This is a genomic window from Geodermatophilus sp. SYSU D00705, assembly GCF_054050135.1.
Genome location: NZ_JBJGYT010000004.1, coordinates 144,471 through 162,363, shown reverse-complemented (window position 1 = coordinate 162,363; position 17,893 = coordinate 144,471). Strand labels below are relative to the sequence as shown.

Here is a 17,893-nt window from a genome sequence, read left to right as displayed (position 1 = left end):
CCGGGTGCTGGTTAGTCTCGGCCGGTGCGCGCTCTCCGCCGGTTCACCGTCCGGGCATCGCTCCCCGAGGAGCTGATGCCGCTGTCCCAGCTGGTGACGAACCTCCGCTGGTCGTGGCACCCCGAGACCCGGGACCTGTTCGAGGCCCTCGACCCGAACCTGTGGGGCACCTGCACCGGCGACCCCGTGAAGGTGCTCGGCGAGGTGTCGGCGGAGCGGCTGGCGGCGCTGGCCCGGGACCGCCGCTTCGTCCGCCGCCTCCAGGACGTCGTCGACGACCTGCAGGACTACCTGTCGGGCCCGCACTGGTACCAGTCCCTGGGCCCGGAGGCGCCGGCGTCCATCGCGTACTTCTCCGCCGAGTTTGGCATCACCGAGGTGCTGCCGCAGTACTCCGGCGGCCTGGGCATCCTCGCCGGCGACCACCTCAAGGCCGCCTCCGACCTCGGCGTCCCGCTCATCGGGGTGGGGCTGCTGTACCGCGCCGGCTACTTCGAGCAGGGGCTGTCCGCCGACGGCTGGCAGCTCGAGCACTACCCCTCGCTGGACCCGCACGGGCTGCCGGTCAAGCTGCTGCGCCGGTCCGACGGCTCGGCGGTGGTCATCACCGTCCCGCTGCCGGAGGGGCGCACGCTGCACGCCCACGTCTGGCGGGCCCAGGTCGGCCGGGTCTCGCTGCTGCTGCTCGACAGCGACATCGAGGAGAACGCGCCCACCGAGCGGGGCGTCACCGACCGCCTCTACGGCGGCGACGAGGACCACCGGCTGCGCCAGGAGATGCTGCTGGGCATCGGCGGCGTCCGCGCCCTGCGCGCCTACTGCTCGCTCACCGGCACCCCGCAGCCGGAGGTCTTCCACGCCAACGAGGGGCACGCCGGCTTCCAGGGCGTGGAGCGGATCCGCGAGCTCACCGAGTCCCACGGGCTGTCGTTCGCCGAGGCCCTGCAGGCGGTGCGCGCCGGCACGGTGTTCACCACCCACACGCCCGTGCCGGCCGGCATCGACCGCTTCCCGCGGGCGCTCATCGAGCGCTACTTCGCCGGCTTCGGCGTCCCGCTGGACCAGCTCATCCCGCTGGGGGCCGAGCAGGACCCGAGCAAGTTCAACATGGCCCACATGGGGCTGCGGCTGGGCCAGCGCGCCAACGGCGTCAGCCGGCTGCACGGGCACGTCAGCCGGTCGATGTTCCGCAACCTGTGGCCCGGCTTCGACGAGGGCGACGTGCCGATCAGCTCGATCACCAACGGCGTGCACGCGCCCACCTGGACCGCCCGCGAGCTGGTCGACCTGGGCAGCCAGGCCAGCAGCCAGGGCGACCCGGTCGAGGTCGAGGGCACGGTCCACTTCGACGGCGTCGACCACATCTCGGCCGGCGACCTGTGGAGCACCCGCCGCCTGCTGCGCGGCCGGCTGGTCGAGGAGGTGCGCCGCCGGCTGCGCGAGACCGCGCTGTCGCGGGGGGCCGCGGAGTCGGAGGTCGGCTGGACCGCCTCCGCCTTCGACCCCGACGTCCTCACGATCGGCTTCGCCCGCCGCGTGCCCTCGTACAAGCGGCTGACCCTCATGCTGCGCGACCCGGAGCGGCTCAAGGCCCTCCTGCTGGACCCGGAGCGGCCGGTCCAGCTGGTGATCGCGGGCAAGAGCCACCCCGCGGACGACGGCGGCAAGCAGCTGATCCAGCAGATGGTGAAGTTCGCCGACGACCCCGAGATCCGGCACCGCATCGCGTTCCTGCCCGGCTACGACATCGGCATGGCCCGCTACCTCTACTGGGGCTGCGACGTCTGGCTGAACAACCCGCTGCGGCCGCTGGAGGCCTGCGGCACCTCGGGCATGAAGGCCGCGCTCAACGGCGGGCTGAACCTCTCCATCCGCGACGGGTGGTGGGACGAGTGGTTCGACGGCCAGAACGGCTGGGCCATCCCCACGGCCGACGGCGTCAGCGACGCCGACCGGCGTGACGAGATCGAGGCGCGGGCGATCTACGACCTGCTCGGCACCCAGGTGCTGCCGCGGTTCTACGAGACCGACCGCGACGGCATCCCGACCCGGTGGGTGGAGATGGTGCGCCACACGCTGCGCGAGACCGGCCCCAAGGTGCAGGCCACCCGCATGGTCCGCGACTACGTGCAGCAGCTGTACGTGCCGGCGGCCGGGTCGGCCCGGGCGATGGCCGAGTCCGGCTACGGGGCCGCCCGCACCGAGGCCGGCTGGCGGGCACACCTGCTCGACCACTGGAACTCCGTGCGGGTCGCCCACGTCGAGGCCACCGGCGCCGGGGACACCCCCGAGATCGGGTCGACGCTGGCGCTGCGCGCGGAGGTGGAGCTGCCCGGCCTGACCCCCTCCGACGTGCAGGTGCAGGCCGCCTACGGCCGGGTGGACGACGCCGACGGGCTGCACGAGGTGACGACGCTGCCCATGACGCACGAGCACACCGACGGGTCCCGGCACTGGTTCAGCGCGACCGTGCCGCTGGAGCGCACCGGGGCCTTCGGGTACACGGTCCGGGTGCTGCCGGACTCGCCGCACCTGGCCGATCCGGCGGAGCTGGGCGTGGTCGCCAGCGCTTGACGCGTGGCACACCAGCCACGGCGGTCGCACTCGTCCCGGGAGCGTCACGGCGTGTCGGCGTGGCGCGTCGCCGGTCCGCCTCCTGGTGCCTGCGGTCATTAGGCTTGCGCCATGCCCGACCGCTGTGAAGTCCTGCCCGGAGACTCCGTCGTCGCGCGACGCGGAGGCGGTCTGCTGTGGGTCGACGCGCCGGGCTCGCCGGCCCTCGTCGCCGCCCTGCACGCCTGCCTGGGCGTCTCCGGCCCCGGCGCCGAGCGGGTGCTCGGTGCGGTCGCCGGTCAGGTCGCCGCGCTCGGCGGCAGCTCGGTGTCCTTCGCGCTGGTCCTGGTCGACACCGCCGCGGGCGGCACGGGCACCGGCGTCGCGCTGTGGTGCGGCAAGGGCCAGCCCGCCGTCGACGGCGTCCCGGTGTCCGGCACGTCGGTGGACAACTGCACCCTCGCCTCCGGCTTCCAGCTGGGGCAGACCCTCTACGTGGGCCCCGGCCAGCCGGTCCCGTCGATGCCCCCGGGCGTCGCCTACGACCTGGTCGAGGGCACCGTCCCCGGGTCCGGGGCGATGCTGCAGCTCGCCGCCGCCGCGCACCCCTCGTCCGCCGCGGTGCCGTCGTCCCCGGCGCCGTCGTCGTTCACCGCCGGCTCCGACGCCGGCTTCGGCAGCGCCGGCTCCTCGGGCTACGGGGCCACGGCCACCGCGACCCCGGAGTCCGACGGCGGGGAGGCGACCGCCTTCTGGAAGCCCGAGCCGCCGGCGGCGCCCATCCTGCGCTTCGACGACGGCCTGGTCGTGACCGTCGACGAGGACCTCGTCCTCGGCCGGCGGCCCGACAACCACGAGCTGGTCACCGCGGGCTCGGCCCGGCCGGTGCCGATCGCCGACACCCAGAACGTGCTCTCCTCGGCCCACGCCGCGATCCAGCGCAACGGCCGGGAGGTCTCGCTGGTCGACCTCGGCTCGCTCAACGGCACCCACGTCGCCGGGCCGGAGGCCACCGAGTGGACCCAGCTCGAGCCCGGCGTCGCGCACCCGCTCTCCGACGGCGACCGGCTGCTGCTGGGCTGGACGGTCATCACCTTCGAGCAGGTCCAGGACTGAACAACCTCGTCGGCCTCCGGCCGACACCGCGGCCAGGGGCCGTCCCCGGCCGCCGCGGAGCCGCTGCCCGTGTCCCGGTCGGGAGGCCCTCCGGGCCCCCGCGACCGGTCCACCCGCGGCCAGGGGCGTCCCCGGCCGCCGCGGAGCCGCTGCGAGAGCCCCGATCCCACGGTGGATCGGGGCTCTCGCCGTTCTCGGCCACTGCGCACTGCCGGCGTTCCTCGGGCGTCGCCGGGCCCACAGGAACGGCACTGCACGAGAACCGCCCGCAACGGCTCAGCCGACCCTTGAGCCCGCGCTCCCGCGGTGTTGCGCCCGCTCCCGCGGTGTCGCAGCACCGCAGGAGGGCGGAGAACGCCGCAACAGCGACCCGTCAGGGGCGGCGGAGGACCCGCAGCAGCGCGAGGCTGCGCGCGGGCAGCTCCAGCGGGCCCGGCGCGACGATCGCCGGCCGCGGTGGCACGCCGGTCGGGAACTCCGTGGAGACGACGAACTCGTAGCCGTCCGACCACGGCGGCCCCGGCAGCCTGACGGTGACCGGCTCCGGCCCGGCGTGGACCTGCAGCAGGTACGAGTCGTCCTGCACGGGCCGGCCGCGCTCGTCCCGGTGCCGGATGCCGCGCCCGTCCAGGTACATGCCGATGGTCTGCAGCCCGGTGTCGAACCAGTCCGCGGTGGTCAGCTGCTCGCCCCCGGGGGCGAACCAGGCGAGGTCGCGGGTGCCGCCGGTGCCGGGGATCTCGTGGCCCTCGAAGAACGCCTCCTGCCGCAGCACGGGAGAGGACCGGCGCAGGGCGACGATGCGCGCGACGAAGGCGAGCAGGTCCTCGTCGACGGCGTCCCAGTCGATCCAGGAGATCTCGTTGTCCTGGCAGTAGGCGTTGTTGTTGCCCTGCTGGGTGCGGCCGAGCTCGTCGCCGGCGGTGAGCATCGGGACGCCGGTCGACAGCAGCAGCGTGGCCAGGTGGTTGCGCACCTGCCGGGCGCGGAGCTCGCGCACCTGCGGGTCGTCGGTGGGGCCCTCGACGCCGCAGTTCCAGTTCCGGTTGTGGCTCTCGCCGTCCCGGTTGTCCTCGCCGTTGGCCTCGTTGCGCTTGCGCTGGTAGGTGACCAGGTCGGCGAGGGTGAAGCCGTCGTGGGCGGTGACGAAGTTGATGCTGGCGAACGGCCGCCGGCCGTCGGAGCGGTAGAGGTCGGAGGAGCCGGTGAGCCGGTAGGCGAGGTCCCGCACCCCCACGTGCGCCCCCGACCACACGTCCCGCACGGTGTCGCGGTACTTGCCGTTCCACTCGGTCCACAGCGGCGGGAAGTTGCCGACCTGGTAGCCGCCCTCGCCGACGTCCCAGGGCTCGGCGATCAGCTTCACCCGGCTGACCACCGGGTCCTGGTGGACGACGTCGAAGAACGCCGACAGCCGGTCCACGTCGTGCATGGAGCGGGCCAGCGCCGCGGCGAGGTCGAACCGGAAGCCGTCGACGTGCATCTCGGTGACCCAGTAGCGCAGCGAGTCCATGAGCAGCGCCAGCACCGGCGGACGGCGGACGTCGAGGGTGTTCCCGCAGCCGGTGTAGTCGGTGTAGCGGGAGGGGTCCTCCCCGCCGAGCCGGTAGTAGCCGCCGTTGTCGATGCCCTTGAACGACAGGGTCGGGCCGGTGTGGTCGCCCTCGGCGGTGTGGTTGTAGACGACGTCGAGGATCACCTCGATGCCGGCGGCGTGCAGCGCCTTGACCATCGCCTTGAACTCGGTCACCTGCCGCCCGCCGGACCCGGCCGAGCTGTAGGCGGCGTGCGGGGCGAAGTAGCCGAGGGTGTTGTAGCCCCAGTAGTTGGTCAGCCCGCGGCGGAGCAGGTGCGGTTCGCTGACGAAGTGGTGCACCGGGAGCAGTTCGACGGCGGTCACCCCGAGGGCCTTCAGGTGCGCGACGAACGCCGGGTGTGCCAGGCCCGCGTAGGTGCCGCGCAGCGCCGGCGGCACGTCGGGGTGGCGCATGGTCGCGCCCTTGACGTGCACCTCGTAGATGACGGTGTCCGACCACGGCGTGGCCGGCGGCCGGTCGCCGTCCCACGGGAACGAGTCGTGGACGACGACCCCGCGGGGCACGTAGGGCGCGGAGTCGTGCGGGTCGGGGAGCGGCGTGTCGGGCGCGGACTCCACGTAGCCGAACAGGGCCGGGTGGAGCGTCAGGTCGCCGTCCACCGCGCGGGCGTAGGGGTCCAGCAGCAGCTTGGCCGGGTTGTACCGCGATCCCGAGCCGGGGTCGTAGCCGCCGTGGACGCGGTAGCCGTAGCGCCGGCCGGGGGCGATCCCTGGCAGCCGGCCGTGCCACACCTGGTGGGTGGTCTCCTGCAGCCGGTGGCGGTGCTCGGTGCCGTCGTCGTCGAACAGGCAGAGGTCCACCGCGTTCGCGCCGGCCGACCAGAGGGCGAAGTTGGTGCCGGTGCCGTCCCAGTGCGCCCCCAGCGGTGTGAAGGAGCCGGGCCAGACCTCCGCGTCGTCCGCGCTGCTGAGCACGGTGTGATGGTGCCAACTCGACGCCGTCAGCGGGTGGAGGGCGGTCGATCCGGGCGGGTTGGTTGGATGGGGGCGTGTCGAGCGAGCCGGTCGTCGAGATGCACGGGGTGGACGTCGTCCGGGGGCAGGCGTACCTGCTGCGCGGGATCGACTGGACGGTCGAGGCGGACCAGCGCTGGGTGGTGCTGGGCCCCAACGGCGCGGGGAAGACGACGCTGTTGCAGCTGGCCGCCGCCCACATGCACCCGACGCGGGGCACCGTGCAGCTGCTGGGGGAGACCCTCGGCGCGGTCGACGTCTTCGAGCTGCGGCCCCGGATCGGGCTGACCAGTGCCGCGCTGGCCCAGCGCATCTCGCCGACGGAACGGACCGGCGACATCGTCCTGTCCGCCGGGTACGCCGTGGTCGGCCGATGGCGGGAGCGCTACGACGTCCACGACCTGACCCGCGCGGCGCTGCTCATGCAGCAGTGGGGCGTCTCCCCGCTGGCGCACCGCCCGTTCGGCACCCTGAGCGAGGGCGAGCGCAAGCGGGTGCAGATCGCCCGCGCGCTCATGCCCGACCCCGAGCTGCTGCTGCTCGACGAGCCCGGCGCGGGGTTGGACCTCGGCGGCCGGGAGGACCTCGTCAGCCGGCTGGCCGACCTCGCCACGTACCTGTTCGCCCCGGCGCAGGTGCTGGTCACCCACCACGTCGAGGAGATCCCGCCCGGCTACACCCACGCCCTGCTGCTGCGCGGCGGCGAGGTCGTGGCCGGCGGGCCGGTCGAGCAGGTGCTGACCCGGCAGACGCTGTCGGACACCTTCGGGGTGGCACTGACGGTGGAGCGGTCCGACGGCCGCTGGACCGCCCGCCGCGCCGCCTGAGAGAGGGCGGGCAGGGGGTCCTCTAGGGTGCGGCGACGACGTCGTCCACCCCCTTGGAGGTCCGCCATGGCAGCGCCGGAGTTCGTGACCCTGCAGGTGGCGGACGGGGTGGGCACGATCCGCCTCGACCGTCCGAAGATGAACGCGATCGACGAGCAGCTGCACCGGGAGGTGCGCGCCGCCGCCATCGAGGCCGGCGCGCGCGAGGACGTCCGCGCGGTGGTGATCTACGGCGGGGAGAGGGTCTTCGCCGCCGGCGCCGACATCAAGGCCATGTCCCAGCTGGACGGCCGGGGCATGGTCGCGTGGGGCCGGGAGCTCACCGACTCGTTCACCACGGTGCAGCAGATCCCCAAGCCGGTCATCGCCGCGATCACCGGCTACGCCCTCGGCGGCGGCTACGAGCTCGCCCTGTGCGCCGACTTCCGGGTCATGGGCGCGGGGGCGAAGGTCGGCCAGCCGGAGATCCTGCTCGGCGTCATCCCCGGTGCGGGCGGCACCCAGCGGCTGGCGCGCCTGGTCGGCCCCGCGAAGGCCAAGGACCTCGTCTTCACCGGCCGGCACGTGGGGGCGGAGGAGGCGCTGGAGATCGGGCTCGCCGACGCCGTCGTCCCCGACGACGAGGTGTACTCCACCGCCGTGGCGATGGCCCGCAAGTTCGCCGCGGGGCCGCCGCTGGCGCTGGCCGCCGCCAAGCGCGCCATCGACGAGGGGCTGGACCGCACGCTCGCCGAGGGGCTGGCCCTGGAGAGCCAGCTGTTCGCCGGGCTCTTCGACACCGAGGACCAGAAGGCCGGCATGCGCTCCTTCCTCGAGAACGGCCCCGGCAAGGCGACGTTCACCGGCCGCTGAGCAGGGCCGACCCCGGCCGTTCCCCGGATCGACACCCGCCGTCGGCGTCCGCGACCGGCCCGGGCGGCCGCTGTCTGCCACCATCCCGGCAGGCCACGGATCCACCCCTGGAGGACAGCAGTGCAGCGCAGCGCCCCGAGCAGACGATCCACCGTGCGGACGGCGGCCACCCTGGCCACCGCCGCCCTGGTCCTGGCCGCGTGCGGGGGTGGCGACGAGGGCTCCGGCGGCGGCTCGGACAGCGACGCGGCGAGCGCCACCTCGCTGCAGGACTTCGGGGACCTCGACGCCCTGGTCGAGGCCGCGCAGGCCGAGGGCACGCTCAACGTCATCGCACTCCCGCCGGAGTGGGCCAACTACGGCGAGATGATCGACACCTTCAGCGAGAAGTACGACATCGAGGTCGTCAGCGCCCTGCCCGACGGCTCCAGCCAGGACGAGCTCAACGCGGTCACCAGCCAGCGCGGCCAGGACCGCGCGCCCGACGTGCTCGACCTGGGCACGGCCTTCGCCCGCCAGGCCCAGGCCCAGGACCTGCTCGCCCCGTACCGGGTGCAGACCTGGGACGACATCCCCGAGGACCAGAAGGACCCCGAGGGCCACTGGTACAACGACTACGGCGGCTACATCTCGATCGGCTGCAACGCCACCGTGGTCGCGCAGTGCCCGGCGACCTTCGCCGAGCTGCTGGACCCGCGGTACGCCGGCCAGGTGGCGCTCAACGGCAACCCGACGCAGGCCGCGGCCGCCTTCGCCGGGGTGTGGGCCGCCGCCCTGGCCAACGGCGGCGACCTCGACGACATCGGCCCGGGCATCGACTTCTTCGGCCAGGTGAAGGACGCCGGCAACTGGAACCCGGTCGAGATCACCCCGGCCACGATCCTCAGCGGCGAGACCCCGATCTCCATCGACTGGGACTACAACAACGCCGCCCTGACCGACGACCTCACCGCGCAGGGCGCCCAGTGGCAGGTCGCCGTCCCGACCGACGGGCTGTTCGGCGGCTACTACAGCCAGGCCATCAGCAGGTTCGCCCCGCACCCGGCCGCCGCGCGGCTGTGGCAGGAGTTCCTCTACAGCGACGAGGGGCAGAACATCTGGCTGAACGGCGGCGCCCGCCCGGTGCGCCTGCCCGTGATGCAGGAGGCCGGCACGGTCGACGCCGACGCCCTGTCGGCGCTGCCGCCGGTCGAGGGCACCGCGGAGTTCCCGACGCAGGAGCAGGAGACCGCCGCGCAGCAGGTGGTCGCCGAGCGGTGGAACGCGGAGATCTCCGGCTGAGCACCGCAGCGGACACCCCGGTCCGGGACGGCGGCGCGCGGGCCGCCGCCCCGGACCGGCCGCGCCGGGGCGGCCGCGGCCGCGGCGGGGTGCTGGTCTGGCTCGGCGCCGTCCCGTTCTTCCTGTACGTCGCGGTCTTCCTCGTGCTGCCGGTGGTCGTCCTGGGGGTGGAGGCGTTCCGGGTCACCGACCCGGTGACCTTCGAGGAGGACTGGTCGGCGGCCAACCTCGCCACGATCACCGGGGGCGCCTACCGGCGCGCCTACGTCGGCAGCCTGCAGCTGTCGGCGATCACCGCCGTGCTGGGCGCGGTCCTCGGGCTCGTCCTGGCGATCGCGGTGCTGCGGACCCGCCGCGGCCGCGTGCTGCGCCGGCTGGTGCTCACCGCCTCGGGCGTGCTGGCCAACTTCGGCGGCATCCCGCTGGCCTTCGCCTTCATCGCCACGATCGGCAACGCGGGGGTGGTGACGGCGCTGCTCACCGACACCCTGGGCCTGCCGGGCTTCTCGCTCTACTCGATGGCGGGGCTGGCGCTGGTCTACCTGTACTTCCTGGTGCCGCTCATGGTCCTGACCATCACCCCCGCGCTGGAGGCGCTGCGCCCGCAGTGGCGGGAGGCCGCGGACAACCTGGGGGCCAGCGGCTGGCAGTACTGGCGGTACGTCGGCGGACCGGTGCTCGCGCCACCGGTCATCGGCGCGACCATGCTGCTGTTCGCCTCGGCCTTCGCCGCCTACGCCACCGCCCGTGCGCTGGTGGGCAGCAGCATCCCGCTGGTCACCCTGCAGATCGCCGACGCCCTCTCCAGCAACGTCGTCGTCGGCTCGGAGAACCTCGGCAAGGCGCTGGCGCTGGGCATGGTCGTGCTCATCGGCCTGGTCATGGCGTTCTACGCCTGGGTGCAGCGCCGCACGCAGCGGTGGCTGTCGTGACCTCGCTGTCGACGGTGACCGGCGCGGGCGGTGTCGCGCCGGAGACGCCCGTCCGCCACGGCCGTCGTGGGGGCGGTGCCTGGCGCTGGGGAGTCCTCGCTCTCTCCGGCCTGTACTTCCTGGTGCCGATCGGCGCCTCGCTGTGGTTCACCGTCCGCGACCGCGGCACCGGTGGGCTGACGGCGGAGAACTACACGAGCATCCCGGGCGCCGAGGGGTTCGCCGAGACCTTCGGCCGCTCGCTGACCATCGCGGTGCTCACCGTGCTGCTGTCGCTGCTGCTCATGGTGCCGACCGTCGTCCTCGTCGAGCTGCGCCTGCCCCGCCTGCGGACGACGGTGGAGCTGCTCACCCTGCTGCCGCTGGTGCTGCCGCCGATCGCGCTGGTCGTCGGGGTGCGCAGCGTGCTGGCCTGGGCGCCCGACCACTTCTTCGGCACCCCGCTGGCCGAGGCGTTCTTCGCCCTCCAGCGCCCGTCGCTGCCGTGGATCCTCGTCCTCGTCTACGTCGTCCTGGCGCTGCCGTTCGTCTACCGCGCGCTGGACGCCGGCCTGCGCGGTACCGACCTGCGCACGCTCACCGAGGCCGCCCGCAACCTCGGCGCCTCGTGGCCGCGGGTGCTGGTGTCCGTCGTGCTGCCGGTGCTGCGCACGTCGGTGCTCAACGCCTCGTTCCTGACCCTCGCCCTGGTGCTGGGGGAGTTCACCATCGCCCAGATCCTGGGCTTCCGGACCTTCCCGACGTGGATCCTGGAGATCTCCGGGTCCCAGCCGCAGCTGTCGGTGGCGGTCTCGGTGCTCTCCCTGGTGCTGACCTGGGTGCTGTTGCTGCTGATCTCCGCGCTGGACCGCCGGCGGACGGGGAAGGAGTCCGCATGACGACCACCCCGGTCCCGGCCCGTGCCGCCGCGGCCCCGGCCGACCTGCGCGAGCGCCCCGGCGTCGCCGTCCGGCTCGACGGCATCACCCGCCGGTACGGCTCCGTCCTGGCCCTCGACGGGCTCGACCTCGACGTCCGCGGCGGGGAGTTCCTCGCCCTGCTGGGCCCGTCCGGGTGTGGCAAGACGACGGCGCTGCGGGCCATCGCCGGGTTCGAGCGGCCCGACGCCGGGCGGGTGCTGCTCGACGGCCGCGACGTCACCGGCGTCCCGGCCAGCAAGCGGGACACGGGGATGGTGTTCCAGGCCTACAGCCTGTTCCCCAACCTGACCGTGGCCGACAACGTCGGCTTCGGCCTGCGGGTGCGCCGGCGGGGCCGGGCCGAGCAGCGGCGGCGGGCCGCCGAGCTGCTCGAGCTCGTCGGGCTGGCCGACCGGGGGGGCCACTACCCGCACCAGCTGTCCGGCGGTCAGCAGCAGCGGGTGGCCCTGGCCCGGGCGCTGGCCGTCGCCCCGCAGGTGCTGCTGCTCGACGAGCCGCTGTCGGCCCTGGACGCGCAGGTGCGGGTGCAGCTGCGCGAGGAGATCCGCCGCATCCAGCTCGAGCTGGGGATCACCACCGTCTTCGTGACCCACGACCAGGCCGAGGCGCTGTCGGTGGCCGACCGCGTCGGGGTCCTGCGCCAGGGCCGGCTCGAGCAGGTGGCCTCGCCCGACGACCTCTACGAGCGGCCCGCGACGGCGTTCGTCGCCGAGTTCGTCGGCACGATGAACCGGGTGCCCGCCGAGCCGGTCGACGGGGCAGTGCGGCTGCTCGGCGTCCGGCGGCCGGTGTCCGGGGCACTGCCCGCGGCCCCGCTGGTCGCGCTGGTGCGGCCGGAGTCCCTCGCCGTCCGCGCCGACCCGTCCGGGGACGGCCGGGTCGTGACGCGCACGTTCTCCGGCGCCACCACGCGCCTGGCCGTCGCCCTGCCCGGGGACCTCGAGGTGGCGGTCGACGTGGCCAGCGCCGAGAGCGCCGACCTCGTCCCCGGCGCCACGGTCACGGTGACCCCGGCCGAGCGTCCGGTGCTCGTGGCCCCGATCGGTCCGGAGCTGTCGGACGACGCCTCCGGCGGCGAGCGGACGGCGTGACGGGGGTCACCGGAGCCAGGCAGGGCGTCTCCGTTACCCGGCGGTAACCTCCACTATCGGAGCGAGGCGGGCGCCGGCCCGCGACCCCTGACCCCAGCGCGGAGGTAGGTCTGACGATGAACATCGTCGTTCTGGTCAAGCAGGTCCCCGATTCCGGGAGCGAGCGCACCCTGGACCCGGCGGACAACACCGTCGCCCGGGGCAGTGCGGACAACGTGCTCAACGAGATCGACGAGTACGCCCTGGAGGAGGCCCTGCAGCTCAAGGAGGCCCAGGGCGGCGAGGTCACCGTCCTCACCGTGGGGCCGGACTCGGCCGCCGACGCCATCCGCAAGGCGCTGTCGATGGGCGCCGACCGGGCGGTGCACGTCTCCGACGAGGCGATCCACGGGTCGGACGCGGTGCAGACCTCCGCGGTGCTGGCCGCGGCGCTGTCGCAGCTGGAGTACGACCTCGTGCTGTGCGGGGCGGAGGCCACTGACAGCCAGATGTCGGTGATGCCGGCGCTGCTGGCCGAGCGGCTGGGCCTGCCGCAGCTGTCGGGTGCGCGCAAGCTCACCGTCGACGGCGGGGTGGCCAAGGTGGAGCGGCAGACCGACGGCGGCTACTGGGCGCTGGAGGCGCCGCTGCCGGCCATCGTGTCCACCTGGGACACCATCAACGAGCCGCGGTACCCCTCCTTCAAGGGGATCATGGCCGCGAAGAAGAAGCCGGTGGAGAAGAAGACGCTGGCCGACCTGGGCATCGACGCCGGCGCGGTGGGTGCGGGCTCGGCGACCAGCCAGGTGCTCGACTTCGCCGGCCGCCCGCCCAAGGGCGAGGGCGTGAAGGTCCCCGACGAGGGCGACGGCGGCCAGAAGCTGGTCGACTACCTCGCCGCCCAGAAGATCGTCTGACCCGGCCCAGACCGACACCCGCACGAGGAGACGAGAGCAGTCATGGCAGAGGTCCTGGTCCTGGTCGAGCTGAACCCGGCCGGCGGCGGCGTCCGCAAGACCACCCTGGAGGCGCTGACCGCGGCCCGCGCGCTCGGTGAGCCGTCGGCGGTCGTCGCCGGCGCCCCCGGCTCGGCGGCGGAGGCCAAGGCGCAGCTGGCCGAGTACGGCGCGGCGAAGGTCTACGTCGCCGAGTCCGACGAGATCGAGCAGTACCTCGTCGCGCCCAAGGCCGAGATCCTGGCGCAGCTGGTGGCGCAGGTGTCCCCGGCCGCCGTCGTCATCCCCTCCTCCCCGGAGGGCAAGGAGGTCGCCGCGCGGCTGGCGGTGAAGACCGGCAGCGGCTTCCTCACCGACGTCACCGAGATCGCGCCTGACGGCACCGCCACCCAGGCCGCGTTCGCCGGGGCCACGGTCGTGCACGCGCGCGTCACCGCCGGCACCCCGATCTACACGGTGCGCGGCAACTCGGTCACTCCGACCCCGGCGCCGGCGGCCGCCGCCGAGGAGACCGTGGCGGTGCAGCTGTCGGACGCGGCGCGGGCCACGCGCGTGGTGGACCGGGTGGTGGAGCAGAAGTCCTCGCGCCCGGAGCTGACCGAGGCCGCGATCGTGGTGTCCGGCGGCCGGGGTGTGGCCAGCGCGGAGAACTTCTCGATCATCGAGGGCCTGGCCGACTCGCTCGGCGCCGCCGTCGGTGCGTCGCGGGCCGCGGTGGACTCCGGCTTCTACCCGCACACCTTCCAGGTCGGGCAGACCGGCAAGACCGTCTCCCCGCAGCTCTACATCGCCGTCGGCATCTCGGGGGCCATCCAGCACCGGGCCGGCATGCAGACGTCGAAGACCATCGTCGCGGTCAACAAGGACCCCGAGGCCCCGATCTTCGAGCTGGCCGACTTCGGCATCGTGGGCGACCTGAACACCGTCGTCCCCGCGGCGACCGAGCTCATCACCGCCCGCAAGGGCTGAGAGAGGGCCCCGTCCTCACGCCTCGCTCCGCTCGGCGCGAGCCTCGGGACGGGACCGGTCGGGCGCCGACCCCTTCCCGGGGCCGGCGCCCGACGCGTGTCCGGAGTGGGAAGACGTCGCCGCGGGCGACGGTTGGCGGGGAGGTGGACGTGGCGGCGGCAGGGGCTGGGCTGTTCGACCGTCGGCACCGGCTGCCGACGTCCGGACTGCTCCTCCTGGTCACCCTGGTCGCGTTCGAGGCGATGGCCGTCGGGACGGCGATGCCCACCGTGGTCGCCGAGCTCGACGGGCTGGCCTGGTACGGCTGGCCGTTCAGTGCCTACCTCGTGGCCTCGGTCATCGGGATGGTCGTGGGCGGCGACCTCGGCGACCGGCGGGGCCCCCGCGCGGCGCTGGGCGCGGGCGTCGCGGTGTTCGGCGCCGGGCTGCTGGCCGCGGGCCTGGCCGGGACCATGGGGCTGCTGGTGGCCGCCCGGGCCGTGCAGGGTCTCGGCGGGGGGCTGATCGCGGTCTCGCTCTACGTCGTCGCCGGGCAGGCCTACGACGCGTCGCTGCGGCCCCGCCTGTTCGGTGCGATCTCGGCCGCCTGGGTGCTCCCGGCGCTGGTGGGACCGGTGGTCGCCGGGCTGGTCACCTCGCACGCCGGCTGGCGCTGGGTCTTCCTCGGGCTGCTGCCCCTGGTCACGGTCAGCGTGCTGCTGGTCCTGCCGGCGCTGCGCGGCCTGGGCGCGCCGACGTCGCCCGGGGCGCCCGGAGGGGTGGCGCGCCCGGCCTGGGCGGCGCTCGCCGGGCTCGGGATCGGCGCCCTGCAGGTGGCCGGCCAGCGGCTGGACCTCGCCGCCGTGGCCCTGGCCGGTGGTGGCCTGCTCGCGCTCGCGCTCGGCCTGCGGCGGCTGCTGCCCGCCGGGGTGGTACGCGCGCGGGCCGGGCTGCCGGCCGTCATCGGCGCCCGCGGGCTGCTGGCGGGGGCGTTCTTCGGGATGGACGTCCTGCTGCCCCTGGCCCTCACCCAGCTGCACGGCTTCACCCCGGCCGCCGCCGGCCTCCCGCTGACCGCCGGCGCCGTCGGCTGGGCCACCGCGTCCCACCTGCAGGGGCGCCACCCGGCGGTGTCCCGGGGCCGCCTCCTGCGGGTCGGCTTCGTGCTGCTGGCCGCGGGCGTCGGCGCCAGCGCGCTCGTCGCCGTCCCGGGGCTGGGCGGGTGGCCGGCCTACGCGACGTGGGCGGTGGCCGGGCTCGGCATGGGGCTGGGCATGCCCAGTGTCGGTGTGCTGCTGCTCGCGCAGTCGCCGGAGCACCGGCGGGGCGCGGACTCCGCGGCCTTCCAGATCGCCGACGTCACCGGGTCGGCCCTCTGCGTCGGGCTGGTCGGCGTGCTCGTCGCCGCGGCCACCGCGGCGCTGCTGCCGCTGCCCGGTGCGGTCGCCGTCGCCGCGGCGGTGCTCACCGGCCTGGCGCTGCTCGGCGCGGTCGTCGCCCCGCGGGCGGCCGCCCCCGCCGAGGAGGGCGCCGCCGCGCCCACGACTACATTGGCGGCGTCATGACCTACCTGGACCACGCGGCGACCACGCCGATGCTGCCCGAGGTCCTGGCTGCGATGACCGAGCAGCTGGGCCGGGTCGGCAACGCCTCCTCGCTGCACGCCAGCGGCCGCGCCGCGCGCCGCTCCGCGGAACAGGCCCGCGAGCGGCTGGCCGAGGCGCTCGGCGCCCGCCCCTCGGAGGTCCTGTTCACCGGCGGCGGCACCGAGAGCGACAACCTCGCCGTCAAGGGGCTGTTCTGGGCCCGCCGCGACGCCGACTCCCGCCGCCGGCGCATCGTGGTCAGCCCGGCCGAGCACCACGCCGTCCTCGACAGCGTCGAGTGGCTGGCCAAGCACGACGGCGCCGACATCACCTGGCTGCCGGTGGAGCCCACCGGCCGCGTCACCCCCGGCTCGCTGGGCGAAGCGCTCGGGACGGGGGAGGACGTCGCGCTGGCCAGCGTCATGTGGGCCAACAACGAGATCGGCGCGGTCAGCGACCTCACCGCCCTCGCCGAGGTGGCGCACGCCGTGGGGGTGCCGCTGCACACCGACGCCGTGCAGGCCGTCGGCCAGGTGCCGGTGGACTTCGCCGCCAGCGGCGTCGACGCGCTGACCATGACCGGCCACAAGCTGGGCGGCCCCATGGGTGCCGGGGTGCTCCTGCTGCGCCGGGACGCCGAGTGCACGCCGCTGCTGCACGGCGGCGGCCAGGAGCGCGACGTGCGGTCCGGCACGCTGGACGTGGCCGCGATCGTCGGCCTGCAGGTGGCGACGACGGCGGCCGTGGCGACCCGTGGAGAGCGGACCGCCCGCGTCGCGGCCCTGCGCGACCGGCTGGTCGCCGGGGTGATCGCGCAGGTGCCCGACGTCCAGCTCAACGGCCCCCCGCTCGACGACGTCGTCGCCGGCGGGCCCGGCCGCCTCCCGGGCAACGCGCACCTGTCCTTCCCCGGGGCCGAGGGCGACGCCCTGCTCATGCTGCTGGACGCGCGCGGCGTGGAGTGCTCCACCGGCTCGGCCTGCAGCGCCGGGGTGGCACGGCCCAGCCACGTGCTGCTCGCCGTGGGTGCCGACGCCGACCGCGCCCGCAGCTCGCTGCGGTTCTCCTTCGGCCACACCTCGGTGGACGCCGACGTCGACGCCGTGCTCGAGGTGATCGGGCCGGTGGTGGAGCGCGCCCGGCGGGCCGGGATGGGACGGCGGTAGTGCGCCTGCTCGCCGCCATGAGCGGCGGCGTGGACTCGGCGGTCGCCGCGGCGCTGGCCGTCGACGCCGGCCACGACGTCACCGGGGTGCACCTGGCGCTGTCCCCGGACCGGCAGACGCTGCGCAGCGGCGCCCGGGGCTGCTGCAGCGTCGAGGACGCCCACGACGCCCGCCGCGTCGCCGACGAGCTGGGCATCCCGTTCTACGTCTGGGACCTCGCCGAGCGGTTCACCGAGGACGTCGTCGAGGACTTCGTGGCCGAGTACGCGGCCGGCCGGACGCCGAACCCGTGCCTGCGCTGCAACGAGAAGATCAAGTTCGCCGCGGTGCTGGACCGGGCGCGGGCCCTGGGCTTCGACGCCGTCGTCACCGGCCACCACGCCCGGCTGGACGGCGGGCAGCTGCGGCGCTCCGTCGACGCGGCCAAGGACCAGTCCTACGTCCTCGCCGTCCTGACCGCGGAGCAGCTGGCCGGCGCGCGCTTCCCGCTCGGGTCGATGACCAAGCAGCGGGTCCGGGAGATCGCCGCGGAGCGGGGCTTCGCCGTCGCCACCAAGGCCGACTCGCACGACATCTGCTTCATCCCCGACGGGGACACCCGCGGCTTCCTGGCCCGGCGGCTCGGGCACCGGCCCGGGCCGGTCGTCGACGCCGCCACCGGGGCGACGGTGGGGGAGCACGGCGGCACCTACGGCTTCACCGTCGGGCAGCGCCGCGGCCTCGGTGTCGACGTCGGTGACTCCCGTCCGCGCTACGTGCTCGGCATCGAGCCGGTGACCCGCACGGTCACCATCGGGACCGCGGAGCTGACCGGTGTGACCGAGGTGCGCACCGCCGAACCCACCTGGGCCGGTCCGGCACCGCGGCTGCCGTTCGAGGCCGAGGTGCAGCTGCGTGCGCACGGCACCCCCGTGCCCTGCGTGGTGACCGCGGCCGAGGGTGGCGGGCTGGTGCTGCGGCTGGGCGCCGAGCAGCGCGGCGTGGCGCCGGGGCAGTCGGCGGTGCTGTACGCGCCCGACGCCGAGCGGGGCGACCTCGTGCTGGGCCAGGGGACCGTCGTCTCCGCCGGCCGGCCCGTCCTCGCCTGAGCGTCCCTGGACGCGGGGACGCCCCTGCGAGTCGCCGGCGCCCGCGC

General features: G+C 74.8%; 14 protein-coding genes. 13 read left to right on the top strand and 1 reads right to left on the bottom strand.

Features of this window, described 5'->3' with window-relative positions; all coding sequences use genetic code 11:
- Positions 1-24 precede the first annotated feature (24 nt).
- The gene (glgP, locus tag ACI78Q_RS04995; RefSeq protein ID WP_456922214.1) at positions 25-2,574 is read left to right on the top strand and encodes an alpha-glucan family phosphorylase; all 2,550 of its coding nucleotides are present in this window, start codon (positions 25-27) and stop codon (positions 2,572-2,574) included.
- Positions 2,575-2,685: 111 nt separating this feature from the next.
- Positions 2,686-3,669: an FHA domain-containing protein gene (locus ACI78Q_RS04990; protein WP_456922213.1), complete on the top strand. Its 984-nt coding sequence runs from the start codon at positions 2,686-2,688 to the stop codon at positions 3,667-3,669.
- A gap of 373 nt (positions 3,670-4,042) precedes the next feature.
- Here ACI78Q_RS04990 and glgX read toward each other — a convergent pair whose 3' ends face one another.
- Positions 4,043-6,181 carry a glycogen debranching protein GlgX gene (gene glgX, locus ACI78Q_RS04985; RefSeq protein WP_456922212.1) on the bottom strand — a complete coding sequence of 713 codons (2,139 nt, stop codon included), beginning with the start codon at positions 6,179-6,181 and terminating at the stop codon, positions 4,043-4,045.
- Positions 6,182-6,255: 74 nt separating this feature from the next.
- Here glgX and ACI78Q_RS04980 point away from each other — a divergent pair, with 74 nt between their 5' ends.
- From ACI78Q_RS04980 to mnmA, 11 genes are all read left to right on the top strand, one after another.
- Entirely contained in the window at positions 6,256-7,047 is a 792-nt protein-coding gene (locus ACI78Q_RS04980; RefSeq protein ID WP_456922211.1) for an ABC transporter ATP-binding protein, read from the top strand.
- A 66-nt stretch (positions 7,048-7,113) separates the two neighbouring features.
- The gene (locus ACI78Q_RS04975) at positions 7,114-7,899 is read left to right on the top strand and encodes an enoyl-CoA hydratase/isomerase family protein (RefSeq protein ID WP_456922210.1); all 786 of its coding nucleotides are present in this window, start codon (positions 7,114-7,116) and stop codon (positions 7,897-7,899) included.
- A 153-nt stretch (positions 7,900-8,052) separates the two neighbouring features.
- Positions 8,053-9,180 carry an extracellular solute-binding protein gene (locus ACI78Q_RS04970; RefSeq protein ID WP_456922209.1) on the top strand — a complete coding sequence of 376 codons (1,128 nt, stop codon included), beginning with the start codon at positions 8,053-8,055 and terminating at the stop codon, positions 9,178-9,180.
- Entirely contained in the window at positions 9,156-10,112 is a 957-nt protein-coding gene (locus ACI78Q_RS04965) for an ABC transporter permease (protein ID WP_456922208.1), read from the top strand. Before ACI78Q_RS04970 ends, ACI78Q_RS04965 begins: the two co-directional genes overlap by 25 nt.
- The gene (locus ACI78Q_RS04960) at positions 10,109-10,990 is read left to right on the top strand and encodes an ABC transporter permease subunit (protein ID WP_456922207.1); all 882 of its coding nucleotides are present in this window, start codon (positions 10,109-10,111) and stop codon (positions 10,988-10,990) included. Before ACI78Q_RS04965 ends, ACI78Q_RS04960 begins: the two co-directional genes overlap by 4 nt.
- The gene (locus tag ACI78Q_RS04955) at positions 10,987-12,123 is read left to right on the top strand and encodes an ABC transporter ATP-binding protein (RefSeq protein WP_456922206.1); all 1,137 of its coding nucleotides are present in this window, start codon (positions 10,987-10,989) and stop codon (positions 12,121-12,123) included. Before ACI78Q_RS04960 ends, ACI78Q_RS04955 begins: the two co-directional genes overlap by 4 nt.
- A 116-nt stretch (positions 12,124-12,239) precedes the next feature.
- Positions 12,240-13,019, top strand: a complete 780-nt coding sequence (locus ACI78Q_RS04950; protein ID WP_456922205.1) for an electron transfer flavoprotein subunit beta/FixA family protein — start codon at positions 12,240-12,242, stop codon at positions 13,017-13,019.
- 42 nt (positions 13,020-13,061) lie between these two features.
- On the top strand, positions 13,062-14,027 hold the full coding sequence (locus ACI78Q_RS04945) for an electron transfer flavoprotein subunit alpha/FixB family protein (RefSeq protein WP_456922204.1): 966 nt from the start codon (positions 13,062-13,064) through the stop codon (positions 14,025-14,027).
- A gap of 149 nt (positions 14,028-14,176) precedes the next feature.
- Positions 14,177-15,571: an MFS transporter gene (locus tag ACI78Q_RS04940; protein WP_456922203.1), complete on the top strand. Its 1,395-nt coding sequence runs from the start codon at positions 14,177-14,179 to the stop codon at positions 15,569-15,571.
- Complete coding sequence (locus ACI78Q_RS04935; RefSeq protein WP_456922202.1) at positions 15,568-16,758, top strand: cysteine desulfurase family protein; 1,191 nt, start codon at positions 15,568-15,570, stop codon at positions 16,756-16,758. Before ACI78Q_RS04940 ends, ACI78Q_RS04935 begins: the two co-directional genes overlap by 4 nt.
- The gene (mnmA, locus tag ACI78Q_RS04930; protein ID WP_456922201.1) at positions 16,758-17,846 is read left to right on the top strand and encodes a tRNA 2-thiouridine(34) synthase MnmA; all 1,089 of its coding nucleotides are present in this window, start codon (positions 16,758-16,760) and stop codon (positions 17,844-17,846) included. Before ACI78Q_RS04935 ends, mnmA begins: the two co-directional genes overlap by 1 nt.
- Positions 17,847-17,893: the final 47 nt, after the last annotated feature.